The organism is Bacteroidales bacterium (genome assembly GCA_016709865.1).
Taxonomy (GTDB): domain Bacteria; phylum Bacteroidota; class Bacteroidia; order Bacteroidales; family VadinHA17; genus LD21.
Map to the genome: position 1 here is coordinate 407,508 of JADJLX010000005.1, position 15,327 is coordinate 422,834.

Annotated in this window: 14 protein-coding genes; 4 read left to right on the forward strand and 10 right to left on the reverse strand. The window is 38.7% G+C overall.

From position 1 onward, the window contains the following. The first annotated feature begins 5 nt into the window (after positions 1-5). On the forward strand, positions 6-881 hold the full coding sequence (locus IPJ16_10340; protein ID MBK7627571.1) for a bifunctional 5,10-methylene-tetrahydrofolate dehydrogenase/5,10-methylene-tetrahydrofolate cyclohydrolase: 876 nt from the start codon (positions 6-8) through the stop codon (positions 879-881). Between the two features lie 10 nt (positions 882-891). On the opposite strand, the gene IPJ16_10345 is transcribed toward IPJ16_10340, so the two are convergent. Beyond that, positions 892-1,893, reverse strand: a complete 1,002-nt coding sequence (locus IPJ16_10345) for a PD40 domain-containing protein (protein MBK7627572.1) — start codon at positions 1,891-1,893, stop codon at positions 892-894. A gap of 335 nt (positions 1,894-2,228) precedes the next feature. On the opposite strand from IPJ16_10345, the gene IPJ16_10350 reads away from it, so the two are divergent. From IPJ16_10350 to IPJ16_10360, 3 genes are read left to right on the forward strand one after another with little or no spacing between them, the layout of a single operon-like run. Beyond that, positions 2,229-3,644 carry a tetratricopeptide repeat protein gene (locus IPJ16_10350; protein MBK7627573.1) on the forward strand — a complete coding sequence of 472 codons (1,416 nt, stop codon included), beginning with the start codon at positions 2,229-2,231 and terminating at the stop codon, positions 3,642-3,644. A 21-nt stretch (positions 3,645-3,665) separates the two neighbouring features. After that, positions 3,666-4,439: a phosphosulfolactate synthase gene (locus IPJ16_10355; protein ID MBK7627574.1), complete on the forward strand. Its 774-nt coding sequence runs from the start codon at positions 3,666-3,668 to the stop codon at positions 4,437-4,439. 6 nt (positions 4,440-4,445) lie between these two features. After that, complete coding sequence (locus IPJ16_10360; protein MBK7627575.1) at positions 4,446-5,198, forward strand: shikimate dehydrogenase; 753 nt, start codon at positions 4,446-4,448, stop codon at positions 5,196-5,198. 11 nt (positions 5,199-5,209) lie between these two features. Here IPJ16_10360 and IPJ16_10365 read toward each other — a convergent pair whose 3' ends face one another. The 9 genes from IPJ16_10365 to nuoH all read right to left on the reverse strand — a co-directional run bounded on the left by IPJ16_10365 (position 5,210) and on the right by nuoH (position 15,184). Continuing rightward, positions 5,210-7,312: a PAS domain S-box protein gene (locus tag IPJ16_10365; GenBank protein ID MBK7627576.1), complete on the reverse strand. Its 2,103-nt coding sequence runs from the start codon at positions 7,310-7,312 to the stop codon at positions 5,210-5,212. A 147-nt stretch (positions 7,313-7,459) separates the two neighbouring features. Further along, complete coding sequence (locus IPJ16_10370; protein ID MBK7627577.1) at positions 7,460-7,813, reverse strand: hypothetical protein; 354 nt, start codon at positions 7,811-7,813, stop codon at positions 7,460-7,462. A gap of 47 nt (positions 7,814-7,860) precedes the next feature. Further along, positions 7,861-9,258: an NADH-quinone oxidoreductase subunit N gene (locus IPJ16_10375; protein ID MBK7627578.1), complete on the reverse strand. Its 1,398-nt coding sequence runs from the start codon at positions 9,256-9,258 to the stop codon at positions 7,861-7,863. 52 nt (positions 9,259-9,310) lie between these two features. Then, complete coding sequence (locus tag IPJ16_10380; GenBank protein MBK7627579.1) at positions 9,311-10,816, reverse strand: NADH-quinone oxidoreductase subunit M; 1,506 nt, start codon at positions 10,814-10,816, stop codon at positions 9,311-9,313. A gap of 28 nt (positions 10,817-10,844) precedes the next feature. After that, positions 10,845-12,764 (reverse strand): NADH-quinone oxidoreductase subunit L, encoded by a 1,920-nt coding sequence (gene nuoL / locus IPJ16_10385; protein ID MBK7627580.1) that lies wholly within the window; start codon positions 12,762-12,764, stop codon positions 10,845-10,847. A 28-nt stretch (positions 12,765-12,792) separates the two neighbouring features. After that, positions 12,793-13,110 carry an NADH-quinone oxidoreductase subunit NuoK gene (gene nuoK, locus IPJ16_10390; protein ID MBK7627581.1) on the reverse strand — a complete coding sequence of 106 codons (318 nt, stop codon included), beginning with the start codon at positions 13,108-13,110 and terminating at the stop codon, positions 12,793-12,795. A gap of 1 nt (position 13,111) precedes the next feature. Further along, positions 13,112-13,654: an NADH-quinone oxidoreductase subunit J gene (locus tag IPJ16_10395; GenBank protein MBK7627582.1), complete on the reverse strand. Its 543-nt coding sequence runs from the start codon at positions 13,652-13,654 to the stop codon at positions 13,112-13,114. Continuing rightward, complete coding sequence (locus IPJ16_10400; GenBank protein ID MBK7627583.1) at positions 13,654-14,133, reverse strand: 4Fe-4S binding protein; 480 nt, start codon at positions 14,131-14,133, stop codon at positions 13,654-13,656. Before IPJ16_10400 ends, IPJ16_10395 begins: the two co-directional genes overlap by 1 nt. Before the next feature lie 28 nt (positions 14,134-14,161). Next, the gene (gene nuoH / locus IPJ16_10405; protein MBK7627584.1) at positions 14,162-15,184 is read right to left on the reverse strand and encodes an NADH-quinone oxidoreductase subunit NuoH; all 1,023 of its coding nucleotides are present in this window, start codon (positions 15,182-15,184) and stop codon (positions 14,162-14,164) included. Positions 15,185-15,327 lie beyond the last annotated feature (143 nt).

The following is a 15,327-nucleotide window of genomic DNA, read 5'->3' on the forward strand; positions in this document are numbered from 1 at the left end:
TCCTGATGTATATTACAATTGATGGTAAAAAAGTTGCAGCTGACATCAAGCTTGAAATTGCTGAAGAAGTCAGAAAAATTAAAGCTTCAGGTAACAAAGTTCCTCACCTGGCTGCTATTCTCGTTGGCAACAATGGCTCGAGTGAATCTTATGTTGCTCATAAAGTAAAGGATTGCGCAGAAGTTGGTTTCATGTCAACACTTATCCGTTTCGGGAATGAAGTCAGCGAGGATACCCTTCTTGCTAAGATCTCCGAACTTAATAATGATTCAGAAGTAGATGGTTTTATTGTTCAACTGCCTTTGCCCTCGCATATATCTGAAAATAAGGTAATTGAAGCAATTGATCCTCAGAAGGATGCAGATGGCTTTCATCCTGTTAATCTTGGAAAAATGGTAATCGGTCTGCCTTGTTTCTTACCGGCTACACCATTTGGCATTATTGAACTCATTAAGCGATATAAGATTGAAACATCAGGGAAATATTGTGTAGTAATCGGCAGAAGTAACATTGTGGGAAGGCCTGTAAGTATCCTGCTTTCCCAAAAAGGAATTGATTCAACCGTTACAGTTGTTCACAGCCGGACAAAAAATATTGCTGGTATTGTACGCCAGGCTGACATCATAATTGCTGCTATTGGATCTCCCGGGTTTGTTACCGCTGACATGGTAAAAGATGGTGCAGTAGTGATAGATGTTGGGACAACCAGAATTCCAAATTCTGAAACAAAATCAGGCTTTAAACTTGTGGGAGATGTTGATTTTGAGAATGTTGCAGGTAAATGTTCTTTTATTACACCTGTTCCCGGAGGAGTTGGTCCAATGACGAGAGTATCACTGCTACGGAATACCCTTATAGCAGCATCTAAGAAGCATCAATAATAAAACTAGATTATTCTCCCGGAAATTCTATTCCGGTGAAATACAGGTCAAATCCGCCTTTTCCACCTGGTCTGGACGATGAGAACATCAAAAAATAATTCGAAAAATCTGGATGATAACCGATTACCGGCCTGTATTCGTCTGATGAAGTATTTATGCCCGGACCAAGATTAATCGGAGCTCCCCATTTTCCCTTTTTGAAAAGAGAGTAGTACAAATCATATCCGCCAAGTCCGCCTGGTTTGTCTGATGCAAAAACCATTACTTTTCTGAAAATCATCGGACACTTATCGTTGCCTGTGCTGCTGACACTGTCTACTACTGTTGAACTGGCAAACTCTTTGTTAAACCATGTTGATATTTCCATCTCTGCAGGCCTGCTGTGGAGAAATATATCGAAGTTACCGTTTCTGTCTGAAGTAAAGTATGCAGAATCCTGATTACTGTCGAGACTAAAATATGCATCATCGGAAGCAGTATTAAAGATTTTTACAGGAGTGGGGCCTTCCACATCAGGAAGTATTGTTCCGTATAAGGGGCGGTTCCTCACATAATACAAGTCAAGATTGCCCTGTGTATTAACTGAAGAAAGGACCATGTATTCAAATCCGTCAATTGAACTGAAGAATCTGAAAGGTCCGAAATCGTTACCCGCTGTCTGGGCTTTGTTAATGAGCCTGTCGAGGAACGAATTGTTAAGCATACTGGCTTCCATTTCAAATGTACCGTTGGTCTGATCAAAAGTAAATGCCAGTCCTCCCTGTTCAAGGTCAAACTGCCCGCCTGAGCTCCTCCTGTTGCTTGAGAATATTATTGGTGAACTGCCTGAGAGTTGATACAAGCCAACATTATAATCATCGTAGGCTGTATTTAATTCCTTCAGATTCATTACTGTATCAGGAAATGTGCCTGTAGGAAATTTTACAGGATCCTCGGCTTTCTTGCAACCGCTCGAAATGCCTAGAAATATTAATATGCTGATTACAAGAGCTATATGTAAATTGAAATTCATTTTTTTCATATCCTGATAAGAATTATGATCTATACAAATATATTAATATAAAATGAAAAACCGGGAGATTCCCGGTTCTTCGAAGGTAGAATTTAGGTTAATTCTAGGGTAAATAGGGTATATTTTAATAATAGTTTTATCGTTACAGTAAATAGATGAGTTTTTTGCAGATGTGGTTGCGTTTGATGTATAAAAAAAAGTCAATAAGATATCAACATATTGTATTGTGTTGTAAAACAGGTGTTTATAAAAATATTAAAATGTTAATAATTGCTCTGGTATGTAAACCCCCTTAAAAAAATTAGTGTTAATTTTGTAGCCATATTTTGTGTGCTATGGAAGATGATAAGTATGGGTTTTCCTACGAGGATGAGGTAAAGCATGCCGTGCAGAAATTTGAGAGAATGAAGAAAAATAATGAAAGTTATTTTTTTGATGTTATTGAATTTGAGACTATTATTGATTATTATATTGAAAGCAATAATGCTTTGAAAGCATTTGAAGCCGCTACTCTGGCTTCCGAACAGCATCCCAACTCCGTATCATTACAATTAAGAAAGGCGCGTGTTTTACTTGATAAAGGCAGGGCTGTTGAAGCTCTAAGATTGTTGAAAAGACTTGAGAACATTGAACCTGGCAATCACGAGATTTATATTGCAAAGGGAACAGCTTTTGGCATGCTTGGCGACATAAATGGTGCCAAGAAAATGTTCGATTTCTCACTTACTCTTGACACAGATGACGTAGAGAACATACTTTTTGCCATCACCTCTGTGCTTCAGAATCTGAATTATTACGAACATCTTATACCATACATGCTTCGGCTGGTTGAGATGGAACCGGAATTCAAAGCTCATCTCTACGATCTTGCTTACGCATACGAGAAGATCGAGGATTTCGAGAACAGTATCATCTACTATCTCAAATATCTTGAAGAGGAACCATTTTCAGATAGTGCCTGGTATAATCTTGGCATAATTTATAACAAGATGGAGATGTTCGAGAAAGCCATGGAGGCTTATGATTATGCTCTTGCCATTAATTCGCAGAATACTTTTGCCCTTTTCAATAAAGGAAACATTCTCAGTAATACCGACAGATTTGCCGAGGCAATACCTGTGTACCACGAATACCTTGAAAACGAACCTGAAAGTTTCGAGGCAATGACTTATCTGGCAGAGTGTTATGAAAAGACTGGTGAGGTTACAATGGCCAGAAAATATTATCAGGAAGCGATAGAACTTGCTCCTGAATTTGCTGATCCATGGTTTGGACTCGGAATAGTAGCTCTCAACACGGGAAACACTGATGACAGCCTTATATTTTTCAGAAAAGCAGTACGTCTTGATGATGAAAATCCTGAGATCTGGTACCTGCTTGGAAAAGCTCATTATGCAAAAGGAGAAAAGAAGGCAGCCCTCAGATGTTTCAGAGAGGCTTTAAAGCTGGATGCCTATTACGATGAGGTCTGGGCCGATCTTGGAAAAATAATTCTGAAGGATGGTCTTGGTGAAAAAGCGTTGCCATATCTTGAACATGCATATAAGGTTACAGGCGATTTGCCAGGTATTAATTATCTGCTTGCTGCATTTTACCTTAATACCGGCAATGGCGAAAAAGCATATAAACACCTTTCAATAGCTATTGATCTTGATAAGGATTTATTCTCAGATTTTGAAGAAATTTTTCCGTCAGAACTTTATACAAAAAAAATTAAAAAGCTCCTGGAGGGCCTTTCAATTCTTCCTTAGTACTATTAATTCTTATACAATATGAAAATTATTCTTCCTTTTATACCTGAAAGACCCTCGAAGCCAAGAAATTCAGGTATCACGATGGTAATGGACAAAGGCCTCAGTGTCAGGGAAGCAGAAGACTTTATGTATGTGGGAAGCGAATATACCGATATGGTCAAACTTGGTTTTGGTACATCCCTGGTTACACCTGGTTTTGAGAAGAAAATTCAGATTTATAAGAAGGCCGGAGCTGTTCCTTACTTCGGAGGCACTCTCTTTGAAGCTTTTATTGTCAGGAACATGTTCAAAGAGTTCGTTGATTTTATCGATAAGAATGAAATAGACCTGGTTGAAGTCTCTGACGGATCTTACGACATAGATCATAATCAGAAACTTGAGTATATAAGTAAACTGGCTAAGAGAGGTACTGTGATCTCTGAAGTAGGTTCAAAAAAGAAAGATGTAATATATTCACCTGAGCAGTGGGTGGCAATGATGAAATCTGAACTTAATGCAGGGTCAGTTAAAGTGATTGCTGAAGCGAGGGAATCAGGAACAACAGGAATCTATAATGAAGACGGCTCAATTAACAATGAGATAATCAGTGGCATATCAGAACATGTAAAACTTGAAAATGTTATCTGGGAGGCTCCTCTGAAATCGCAACAGGCATGGTTCATTAAACATTTTGGGGCAAACGTTAATCTGGGCAATATTGCACCAAACGAAATCATCCCTCTTGAGACCCTTCGTCTTGGTCTGCGCGGTGATACTTTCTTTCAGTTCCTTCCGGAAAAACTAAAGCAATAACCAGCAATGAGGAAATTCGGACTCATTGGGTATCCATTGGGACATTCGTTTTCCAGGAAATATTTTACTGATAAGTTTCATAATGAGCATATTACTGATTGCTTATATGAAAATTTTCCATTGACCGACATCAGTCTGATAAAGGAGCTTCTTATGAATGAACCTGATCTGGCAGGTTTTAATGTCACAATCCCTTACAAAACTGAAATAATAAAATATCTCACCAATATCTCGCCTGAGGCCAATGAAATAGGGGCTGTTAACGTTGTAAAAATAAGCAGGAGCGGGGAAAAGACGGAGCTTTCAGGATTCAACAGTGATATTACAGGTATAAGGGTTTCATTGAGTTCATACTTAAATAAGGATCTTAAAAATGCACTGGTATTTGGAACTGGAGGCAGCTCAAAGGCTGTCTGTTTCGTACTAAGAAAGATGGGGATAAAGGTGATCACTGTTTCACGCACCAGGAGCACAGACTCAGTCTCATATTCCGATATCGATTCTGCTTTAATTAGGAAATCCGGATTAATTGTGAATACCACTCCTCTTGGAATGTATCCCAATGTTGAAACATTCCCTGAGATTGATTATAGGTTGTTGGGAAAGGACCATATTTTGTTTGATCTTGTTTATAATCCGGAAATAACAGCATTTCTCAGAAAGGGATCAGAGAGGGGATGTTCTGTTATCAGTGGTTTGAAGATGCTTCAGTCGCAGGCAGAAAAATCGTGGGAGATTTGGAATGACACTAACCTTTAGTACTTCAATTATTATGTGTTTTTATTAATTTTAGGAAGTGTAAAGAAAAATTCAGATCCGGCTCCCTTCTCAGATACAATCCAGATTTTTCCTCCCATTTTTTCAATAAGTTTTTTGGAAATAGACAATCCTATACCCATACCTCCGAATTTTCTGGAATGTGTATCATCAAGCTGTCTGAAGGTATTGAAAATAACTTCATGATCCTTCTTATCTATACCAATACCAGTATCTCTGACATAGAATTGTAGCATATTTTCCTGCTGATTTTCGGGCTTTGAAAACCCAAATTCGATATATCCCTGGTCAGTGAATTTCAGCGCATTTCGAAGAAGATTTATCAACACCTGTTTTACTTTACGGCCATCAGTAATAATATATTTGTAATCAGGCATATAAGTGAGGTTCAGATTCAGGTTTATTCCAGTTTTTTCTTCTTTCAGGATTTCACCGTGAATGATGTCTTTCACTTCATTCATGATAGCAACTATATCAGTCTTTTCATTATGGATTTTGATCTGACCAGTCTCAATTATTGCAGTATCGAAAATATCTTCAACCAGGCTTAGCAGGTGCTGACCACTCCTGTAGATGATATTTGAATTGGTAACAGTCTCTTCATCAGTACTTGTTTCGGCTATAAGATTTGAAAAGCCCATAATTGCGTTCAGAGGTGTCCTTAATTCATGTGAGATATTTGCAAGAAAGGCAGATTTAAGCCTATCGCTTTCTTCTGCTTTTTCTTTTGCAGCAATTAGTTCAGTCTGTGCCTTTTTTTTATCTGTTATATCATTTGAAACAGTAAGAATACCAGGTTGTCCGTCGGGGAGCAAAATCATAGTCTCGTAAATGGAGACTACACATGTTGTGCCATCTTTCCTGAAATTGCTGACTTCATGTTTAAGTGTCTTACCCGAGAGGATATTCTGGATATTTTGTTCAATTTCACCATTATTCTCAGGTGCTGCAAAAAGTCTGATATTGTTGCCTATGACCTCTTCCCTTGAGTAGCCAAGTGTCTCGCAAAAGGCAGAATTAACTTCGATTATGGTTCCATTCTTATCAATAAGGATTATTCCGGCAGGAGACAATTCAAAAATGACTCTGAACCTTTTTTCACTTTCACTGATAACTTTCTCCAGTGCTTTTCTTTTTTTCTCTTCCATTAGCACTGCACTTGCTTTGAATGAAAGGTAGAAGAAAGTAAGAATAACGACTGCTATAATTAATGAGATAATGTACAATCTGTTTCTAAAAGATTTTAATGTTCTATAAATCTCTTTCTCTGGAGTAGATATTAAAATAGTCCAGAATGTATTGCCCAGTGAAACTCTGTAAAAAGCTATAAGGGTGCTAACTTCCTTATTATCCCTGTCAGAATAGGATTTTATACTGCATACCGCAGTTCCTTCTGATTCGTTTTTTGTTCTTTTTATTAAATAAGTTAAGTCCTGAGAATCTTCAAATAGTTCAGACGCCATTTTGCCTGTTACCTCTTCATCCGGATGATAAAGAGTAACTTCTTTTTCACTGATAAGCCAGCCAAAACCTGTATCTTTTGTTTTTATATTCTCAATATAACGTCTGCCAAGTTTTTCCAGAGGAATAAGTATTGCAATGCTTCCTTTATATATACTGTCTTTGATTATTGGTATGTGATAAGCAATAGCCTCAAATCCCTGTACAGCTGTGAATACATCACTCACAGTAGGCTTTTGTGTATGCATAATCTCCTTTATATGCGACTGACCCGAAATATCCTGATTTAAGGCTGAGTTATTATATGGGAAGGTATACCTGAGTATCCCTTTTGAATCGACAATAGTAATTGCTTCTATTTGATCGGAATGGCTTAAATAAAATGCCTCAAGCAGTCTTCTTCCCTGATCGTTTAAATCAGCAATATAATTCAGATCAGATAAAAACAGAAGCTCACGCTGATAGTAAATAAAGAAGCCTTCAATACCTCTTGATGCCTGTTTTGCGAGTGCAAATTGCTCAGCATTAAATTCCTTCAGGCTGCTTTGTTTTACATCTCTATAGGCTGAATAGAAGAGACTGGCAAAGAATACACATAACAGAGGTATAAGCAGAATCTTTACTAATGGTCTCATTTTTAATACATTGATAAAAGATATTCTTTAGTATCAATAATCAAATATCGCAATTTTAAACGATCTTATTAAAAACTACTGCTAAAAAGAATTCTGCTGATCTTTTCTTAAAGACCTGAAATCATAGAAAAAAGATGGTGGATTAAATTAGCCGTCAATAGTTCTTCTGGCACCTTTTCTTCTGGTCCAGTATCTAGGATCACAGTTAACACACTCCTGTTTCCAGTATCCGGGAGTCACATATGTACCTTCTTTTGTTTTGAGCTGTTTCTCATAAATTGCAAATACCGGATTAAACAACAAGTCAGTAACTCCGATGGTATATTTTTTTTCTGCGTCAGGATTTTCTGTTGCCTCCTGCATATCTTTTACTTCCAGATTATTAAATGACAGGAGGTCGCTCAGAAACGCAACCCTCTCAAGTGTTGCCCCCGATTCAACAATGGTGCATCTTACACCATCAATCTCGGCTATTATATGTTTTGCATTATTTATTGCCATAATTTTAAAATTTTTAGTCAGTCATTGCGAGCGCAGTGAAGCAATCCTTATACCCCAAAACTCAAATTTCTGATCATTTCAAACAAAATACTTGCAAAGCCTGTAATAACCATACCGGCCACACATATTCCAAGTGCAAACCTGGTGGGGAAGTCAGTTCTGAATTTTTCAATCGGACTATCACTCTTATTAATAAACATTGCCTTAACCACCAGAAGATAATAGTATAATGATATAATAGTATTAAGTACAGCAATCAATACCAGCAGGTAATACCCTTTTTCAGCTGCAGCGGTGAACAGGAAGAACTTACCAAAAAATCCTGCAACAGGAGGTATCCCTGCAAGTGAAAACAATGCAAGCGTCATTATAAGGCTTAAACCGGGATTAGTCTTATACAGACCATTGTATTCATCGATATTCTCTTTTCCTGTTTGATTTGAGATTGCAATTGCAACTCCAAAAGCTCCAAGATTGGAAAATATATATACCAGTACATAATATATCACTGATGCCATTCCAAGTTGATTTCCGCCAATAAAACCCAGAAGTATATAACCAGCCTGTGAAATACTTGAAAATGCAAGGAATCTCTTTATATTTTGCTGACGTATGGCAAAAAGGTTACCAATTGTCATTGTAAGTATTGCCGTTACATATATTGTCTTTTGCCATGTTAGCATGATAACAGGAAATACAGTATATAAAAGGATCATAAGTATGAAGACTGCAGCACCCTTGGAAATAACAGAAAGGTATGAAGTAATATTAATTGGCGACCCTTCATATACATCGGCTGTCCATAGATGAAATGGCACGATGGAGATTTTAAAAGCCATCCCTGCAAAGAAGAAGATGAATCCCAGAATCTGGAGATTTGCGTTTACAAAAAGTGCAGCAACCTCTGAAAAATAGAAAGTCCCGGTTGTACCGTAAATCATTGATAATCCGTATAACAGGATCCCTGATGACAAAGCTGATGAAAGGATCAGCTTTATACCCGCTTCTGCTGATTTGTTTTTGTAACGGTCGAAAGCCGCAAGAGCAGCAATTGGAATTGTTGCAAGTTCAATACCGATATAGAACATTAGGAAATGACCTGAGGAGATCATAAAATTCATCCCTATAAGAGTCGAAATCAACAGGATATAGTACTCGCTGATTTTTTCAGAGTTCTCCTGTTTATTCAGCCATGTAACAGATTGTACAAATACCAGGAATGCACCGATGTTGAGGATATTCTTCATCAGCAGGGTTGTGCCTGAAGAAATATACATTCCTCCGAAAAGGCTGCCCGTTGGTGAAGGTATAAAACCGGCAAGCGTAATGATGCCGAAAATGATAATGGAGAAGAGACTGATGCCTTTCTTCTTATCAGGATTACCGAAGATCTCTGCAATCAGTACCAGAAGAGCGGCAACTATCAGCAGCAGTTCATGGCGCATTACTAAAAAGGTTCCTAAGCTCATATTCTTGTATTATTCAAAATTCTTAAAGTCAAAAAGGATTAAGTGCTACTATCTTGTCAACAATAGGCTGAAGACTGGTTCCGATCATTGTTGATAACCAGAATGGTGCCAGACCAATGGCGGCAACAGACCCGATCAGAGTTACCACTGATACCTTCTCAAACCATTTTGCGTCGGTAAGATGTTCATGGTGTTCATTTGTGGTGGGGCCTAATAAAAGAATTGCCACCACCCTCAGGATATACACAGCTGTAATAACTATCGAGGAAACAGCCAGAATGGTAACGATTCTGTAGAATAGTTCGGGATGCTGGAAAGCCCCTACGAAAATTGTCATCTCAGCAACGAATCCGCTTAAGCCCGGAAGACCTAATGAAGCAAGGCCTGCAATTACATAACATACTGATAAAAATGGAATAACCTTCATAAGTCCGCCCATTTCATTTATCATCCTTGTGTGAGTCCTTCCGTAAAGCATTCCAATAAGAGCAAAGAAAAGTGCTGTCATGAGTCCGTGTGAGATCATCTGTATAATTGCACCATTCATTGCAGTCTGATTCATCATAAGCACTGCAAATAACACTAGTCCGCAATGACTTACTGATGAGTATGCATTGATATATTTCAAATCTTTCTGTGCTATGGCTCCGAAAGCTCCGTAAACAACACTTATTGATGTAAGGATTATAAATATCCACGATAGCTCCTTGGCTGCTTCCGGCATAAGGAAAATTGCTACCCTGAATGCTCCATAACCTCCCAGTTTCATAAGTACTCCTGCATGGAGCATTGAAACAGCAGTGGGAGCAGAGGCATGTCCGTCAGGTGACCATGTGTGGAAAGGGAAAAGTGCTCCGAGGACTCCAAATCCCACAAAAGTGAGAGGAAAGAATATTCTCTGCGCTGATATTGGCATTGTGATTTTAGAAATCTCTAGAATGTTGAAACTCAACTGCCCCCCATCAGGTGCTGAGTTGAAGTAGATCCCCAGAAGTCCTAATAAAAGTAAGGCTGAGCCACCCATTAGCATAAGGGTCAGCTTCATTGCCGAATATTCTTTTGGTCCGCTGCCCCAAATTCCAATCAGCAGATACATAGGAATAACTGCCAGCTCATAGAACAGGAACATTGTAAACAGATCGATTGAGATAAAGAATCCGAATACTCCGGTAGCAAGGAGAATAAGAGAGATAAAAAACTCTTTTGTCAGAAATTCAACTTCCCACGATGCAAATATCCCTGCAAATACAACAACTGATGTAAGTGCAATCATTGCAACAGAGATTCCATCAACACCAACAGCGTAGTGAATGTTAAGGCTCTTGAACCATAAGTAATCCGTTACAAACAGCATCTCATCGGTGTTGCCGCCATGACGGGCTGAAAGATACATATATACCAGAACAGCTGCCATTACTAACTGAAGTCCCATTCCAAAAGCTGAAACAAGACGTACCTGACGTGTGTCTTTAAGAAACAGGATAGCAGTAATGGTAAGTACCGGAATTACTACAAACAGTGTTAAAATATCCATATTTAAATCTCTTTATCTTAATAATAAATTATTTCCACAGGTATATGAAAAGTATCGCAAGCATAATCGCTCCTGTAATAAAAACAAATGCATATTTCTGAAGCTGCCCCGATTGAAAATCTCTTATTTTGAAGGAAACAGTCTGGGTTACATTGGCTATTGCATTCATTGTAGCATCTACAATGTGTCTGTCAAACCATGCTACAGGTTCTGATATGTATCTGAAAATGATCTTTTTAGTTACAAAAAGATAAACCTCATCCATATAAAATTTATTATATGCCCATTTGTAGCTGTATTTGAAAGTTGCGGCAAGTTTGTCGGGGATAGCGCTCTCCTTTTTATACATCACGAATGCAATTCCAATACCAAGCAATCCGATCAGAACAGATGGAATTGCAATAATCAGTTCAAGGTGTGTCTCAAATCCTTTACCATCGGATGTAACAAGCTCATTGAATGGAATAAACCCGGTAAACACAGCTGCAATAGCAAGAATAATAAGAGGAATTGTCATTGTCGCCGGAGCCTCATGAGGTGTATGGTGATAATGTGTATCTCTTCCCCAGAAAATACTGAAGTATAACCTGAACATATAGAATGCTGTGAGTCCTGCAACAGCATATTCCACAGCGAATAGAAGTTTATTATGATGAAATGCAGCTGTCAGTATCTCGTCTTTGCTGAAGAACCCTGATAATGGCGGAATACCTGCAATTGTAAGACAGGCAATTAAAAAAGTCATGTGTGTGATAGGCAGGTATTTACGGAGGCCTCCCATTTCGGTCATATGGTTGCTGTGTACGGCATGTATAATTGCGCCGGCGCCAAGGAATAACAATGCTTTGAACATGGCATGTGTGAAGAGGTGAAACATTGAAGCCATGTATCCTAGTCCATCGTGCCCGCCATAGCCCGATACCCCCAAAGCAAGCATCATATATCCAATCTGCGACATTGTTGAATATGCCAGGACTCGTTTTATATCAGTCTGGGTACATGCAATTACAGCTGCAAACAATGATGAAAAGGCACCTACGTAAGCAACAACATTAAGAGCTACCGGAGCAGCAATGGAATATATAGGAAACATCCTGGCAACAAGATATACACCGGCAACAACCATTGTGGCAGCATGAATAAGAGCCGAGACAGGAGTAGGGCCCTCCATAGCATCGGGCAACCAGATATGGAAAGGGAACATTGCTGATTTACCAACACCACCCATGAAAACGAAGATCATTGACCATGTCATTATTGAAAGTCCAAGGAATCCGATGCCTGTTCCCTGACTAATTGCTGATCCAGATGGATCGGTAAGAGTTATAAAATCAAATGTTTTAGTATTGAATGACAATATCAAAATACCAATGAGGAATCCAAGGTCGGCAAACCGGGTAACAATAAAGGCCTTTTTTGAGGCTCTTACAGCGGAAGGTTTCTGGTAATAGAAGCCGATTAAAAGGAAAGAAGAGACACCTACAAGTTCCCAGAAAATATACATCTGGAAAATATTGGTTGCCAGTACAAGTCCGAGCATTGAGAAGCTGAAGAGCGACAGGAATGCAAAGAATCTTTCAAATCCCTTTTCTCCTTTCATATATCCAAGACTGTATATATGAACCATGAAAGAGACAGTAGTTATGACTACAAGCATCATAACTGAAATAGGATCGAGCAGAATCCCTATGTCGATATGAAGTTTATCGGTTAACTGAAGCCATACGGTGTTTGCAGCGGTAATTTTCTGATAAGCATCGTCTATCTTCTCCGTTAAGAAAAAGTATTTGTATGCTGTTATATAGGATAACGCTGTGATAATAGCAAGTCCGGTTGTTCCGATAATTCCGGAAAACTTTGGAAAATATTTGTGTCCGGCTAACCCCAGAAAAATAAACATCAGAAAGGGTAGCAGCAGAATCCAGATTGTATAGTTGAAGTTTATCATATTTACGGTTTCCTGATAGGTATAGTAATCAATATTTCATTTCGTGTACATCTTCAACATTGATGGTAGTGAACCGTCGGTAGATGTTTATAATTATCGCTATTGCCACAGCAGCCTCTGCGGCAGCAACTGCTATTACAAACAGGCTGAAGAACATACCCTCCAATTTATGCGGGAAAAGATATCTGTTAAATGCAAGAAAGTTTATATTAACTGAGTTCAGAATCAGCTCAACCGACATTAAGATAGTTATAAGGTTCCGGCGGGTAAGGAAACCATAGACTCCGGTAAAGAACATTATCGTTGCCAGAATCAAAAAGTATTGTAGTGGAATTCCTGTATTCATATTATTCCTTATTTGTTGTTGGTAAATCACTTCTTTTCGGCCCGCCTTTTTTTGCAACCACAATAGAGGCGATCATAGCAGCAAGAAGAAGAATTGAGATGACTTCAAATGGGAGTACATAACCATCCTTGTCGACTGACAGCAGGCTTAATCCAATCTCTCTCATATCAATTTCTTTTGCTGCTTCAGTAGTTGCTGAGAAGTTATAATCAAGTATTGTTATTATTGACAGGATAGCTCCGGCAATTGCAGCCAGGGCTGAAAACGCTGTCTTTTTCCAGCCGTAAGGTTCAAATTTCTGGCTGATATGACTTGTGAGCAATACTGAGAAAATGATCAGAACAACAATACCCCCGGCATAAAGAGTTAGCTGAACCCCTGCCAGGAACTGGTAGTTAAGCATAAAGTAAAGTCCTGATGTGGAAACCAGAACGAAAAGAAGATAGACTGCAGCCCGAAGTATTCTACGGGTTGTTACTGTCAGCACTGAAAAGACAATTATCATTGCTGAAAACAAAATAAACATAATCTGGTTAGAGGCCATTATTCAACTCCTTTCATTAATTGGGAACCCGGTTTGTTTAATTGTTTTATCAGAAGGGTTCTGTCAAACACTGCATGTTCAAAATCCTGTGAAAAGGCAAGTGCATTTGAGGGGCATGTTTTCACGCATAACGTGCAGAAAGTGCACATGCCAAGCCTGTAGATATGCTTATCAATTATCCTTTTCTTTTTACCATCCTCGGTAACAATAGTCTTTGAAATCACTTCAATAGTACCATTCGGACAGTTTATTTCACAAATTCCGCAACCTGTGCATTTATGTTCATTCTTTTCATTGTGGGGCATAACAACCTCGCCCTTAAAACGGTCGAACATAACCAGATCTTTCCGGTTTTCAGGATATTTTTGTGTCACAATAGCACTGGGTCTGAAGAAGTATGAACCAGTAACCTTCATACCAACCAGCAGTGACTTGACGCCAAAATATATTTCTTTAAAATAATTTATAATACTTCTCATTCAGAGATATATATTTAAGTTATTACAACTAAAAGTGCCAGCCCATTAATACCAGGAAGGCCATAATCAGTACATTGACAAGATTAATCGGCAACAAATATTTCCATTCAAGTGTCAGAAGCTGGTCAATTCTCAAACGCGGAAAAGTCCACTTGAACCACATCATCAGGAATATTACAAAAAATGTTTTTCCTATATACCATACAAATGGCGGAATGAAATCCATTACGTGATTAAATCCCTCCCATGAGCCTACGTGAAAAGGCATCCATCCTCCAAGAAAAACTGTTGCAGCAATTGACGCAACGATAAACATATTCATGTATTCAGCCAGGAAGAAGAAAGCGAATTTGATACCAGAGTATTCAGTATGATATCCTGCTGTTAGTTCTGATTCTGCTTCAGCAAGGTCGAAAGGTCCCCGGTTTGTTTCCGCGGTGCTTGAGATTAGAAACATTATAAAGGCAATAAATGCAGGAATATGTCCTTTAAACAGAAACCATCCGTCTCTCTGGGCCTCAACAATTACTGAAAGCTGCATTGAACCGGCCAGTATTACAATTGTTATAAGTGCAAGACCAACAGATAGTTCATAGCTCACAATCTGAGCTCCGCTTCTCATTGCACCGATCAGCGAGTATTTATTATTGCTCGACCAGCCTGCAATCAAAACACCGATAACACCCATCGATGAGACTGCAATAACATATAGCAATCCGATATTCATGTCAATTGCATGCAGTCCTTTTGCAAATGGGACAGCTGCCAGTGCCATGAAACCAGCGATGATAACTATGAAAGGAGCAAGGTTAAAAAGAAATTTGTCAGCATTTTTTATTGGTATCAACTCAACAAAAAGGAGTTTCACAAGGTCAGCTATTGTCTGGAAGATACCGAAAGGCCCAATCCTGTTAGGCCCAAGCCTGTTCTGCATGAACGCACATACTTTCCTTTCAGCATAGACCAGGAATAGTCCTACAACCGCATAGAAAAGCAGGATCACAACACCAACAATGACCATTTCAGTAACTGTTGTCCAGAATGGCGACATGACATTCTGTAGGCCGGTGTCTATCCCTTTTGTTAAAGATGAAAAGTCATAAAAAACTCTCCACCAGGGCTCTTTTGTTAAAAGAACGGAATTAGTAGCAACAATGTCAAACTGCATATTTTTGTCTTTTATCTTTTTTTTCT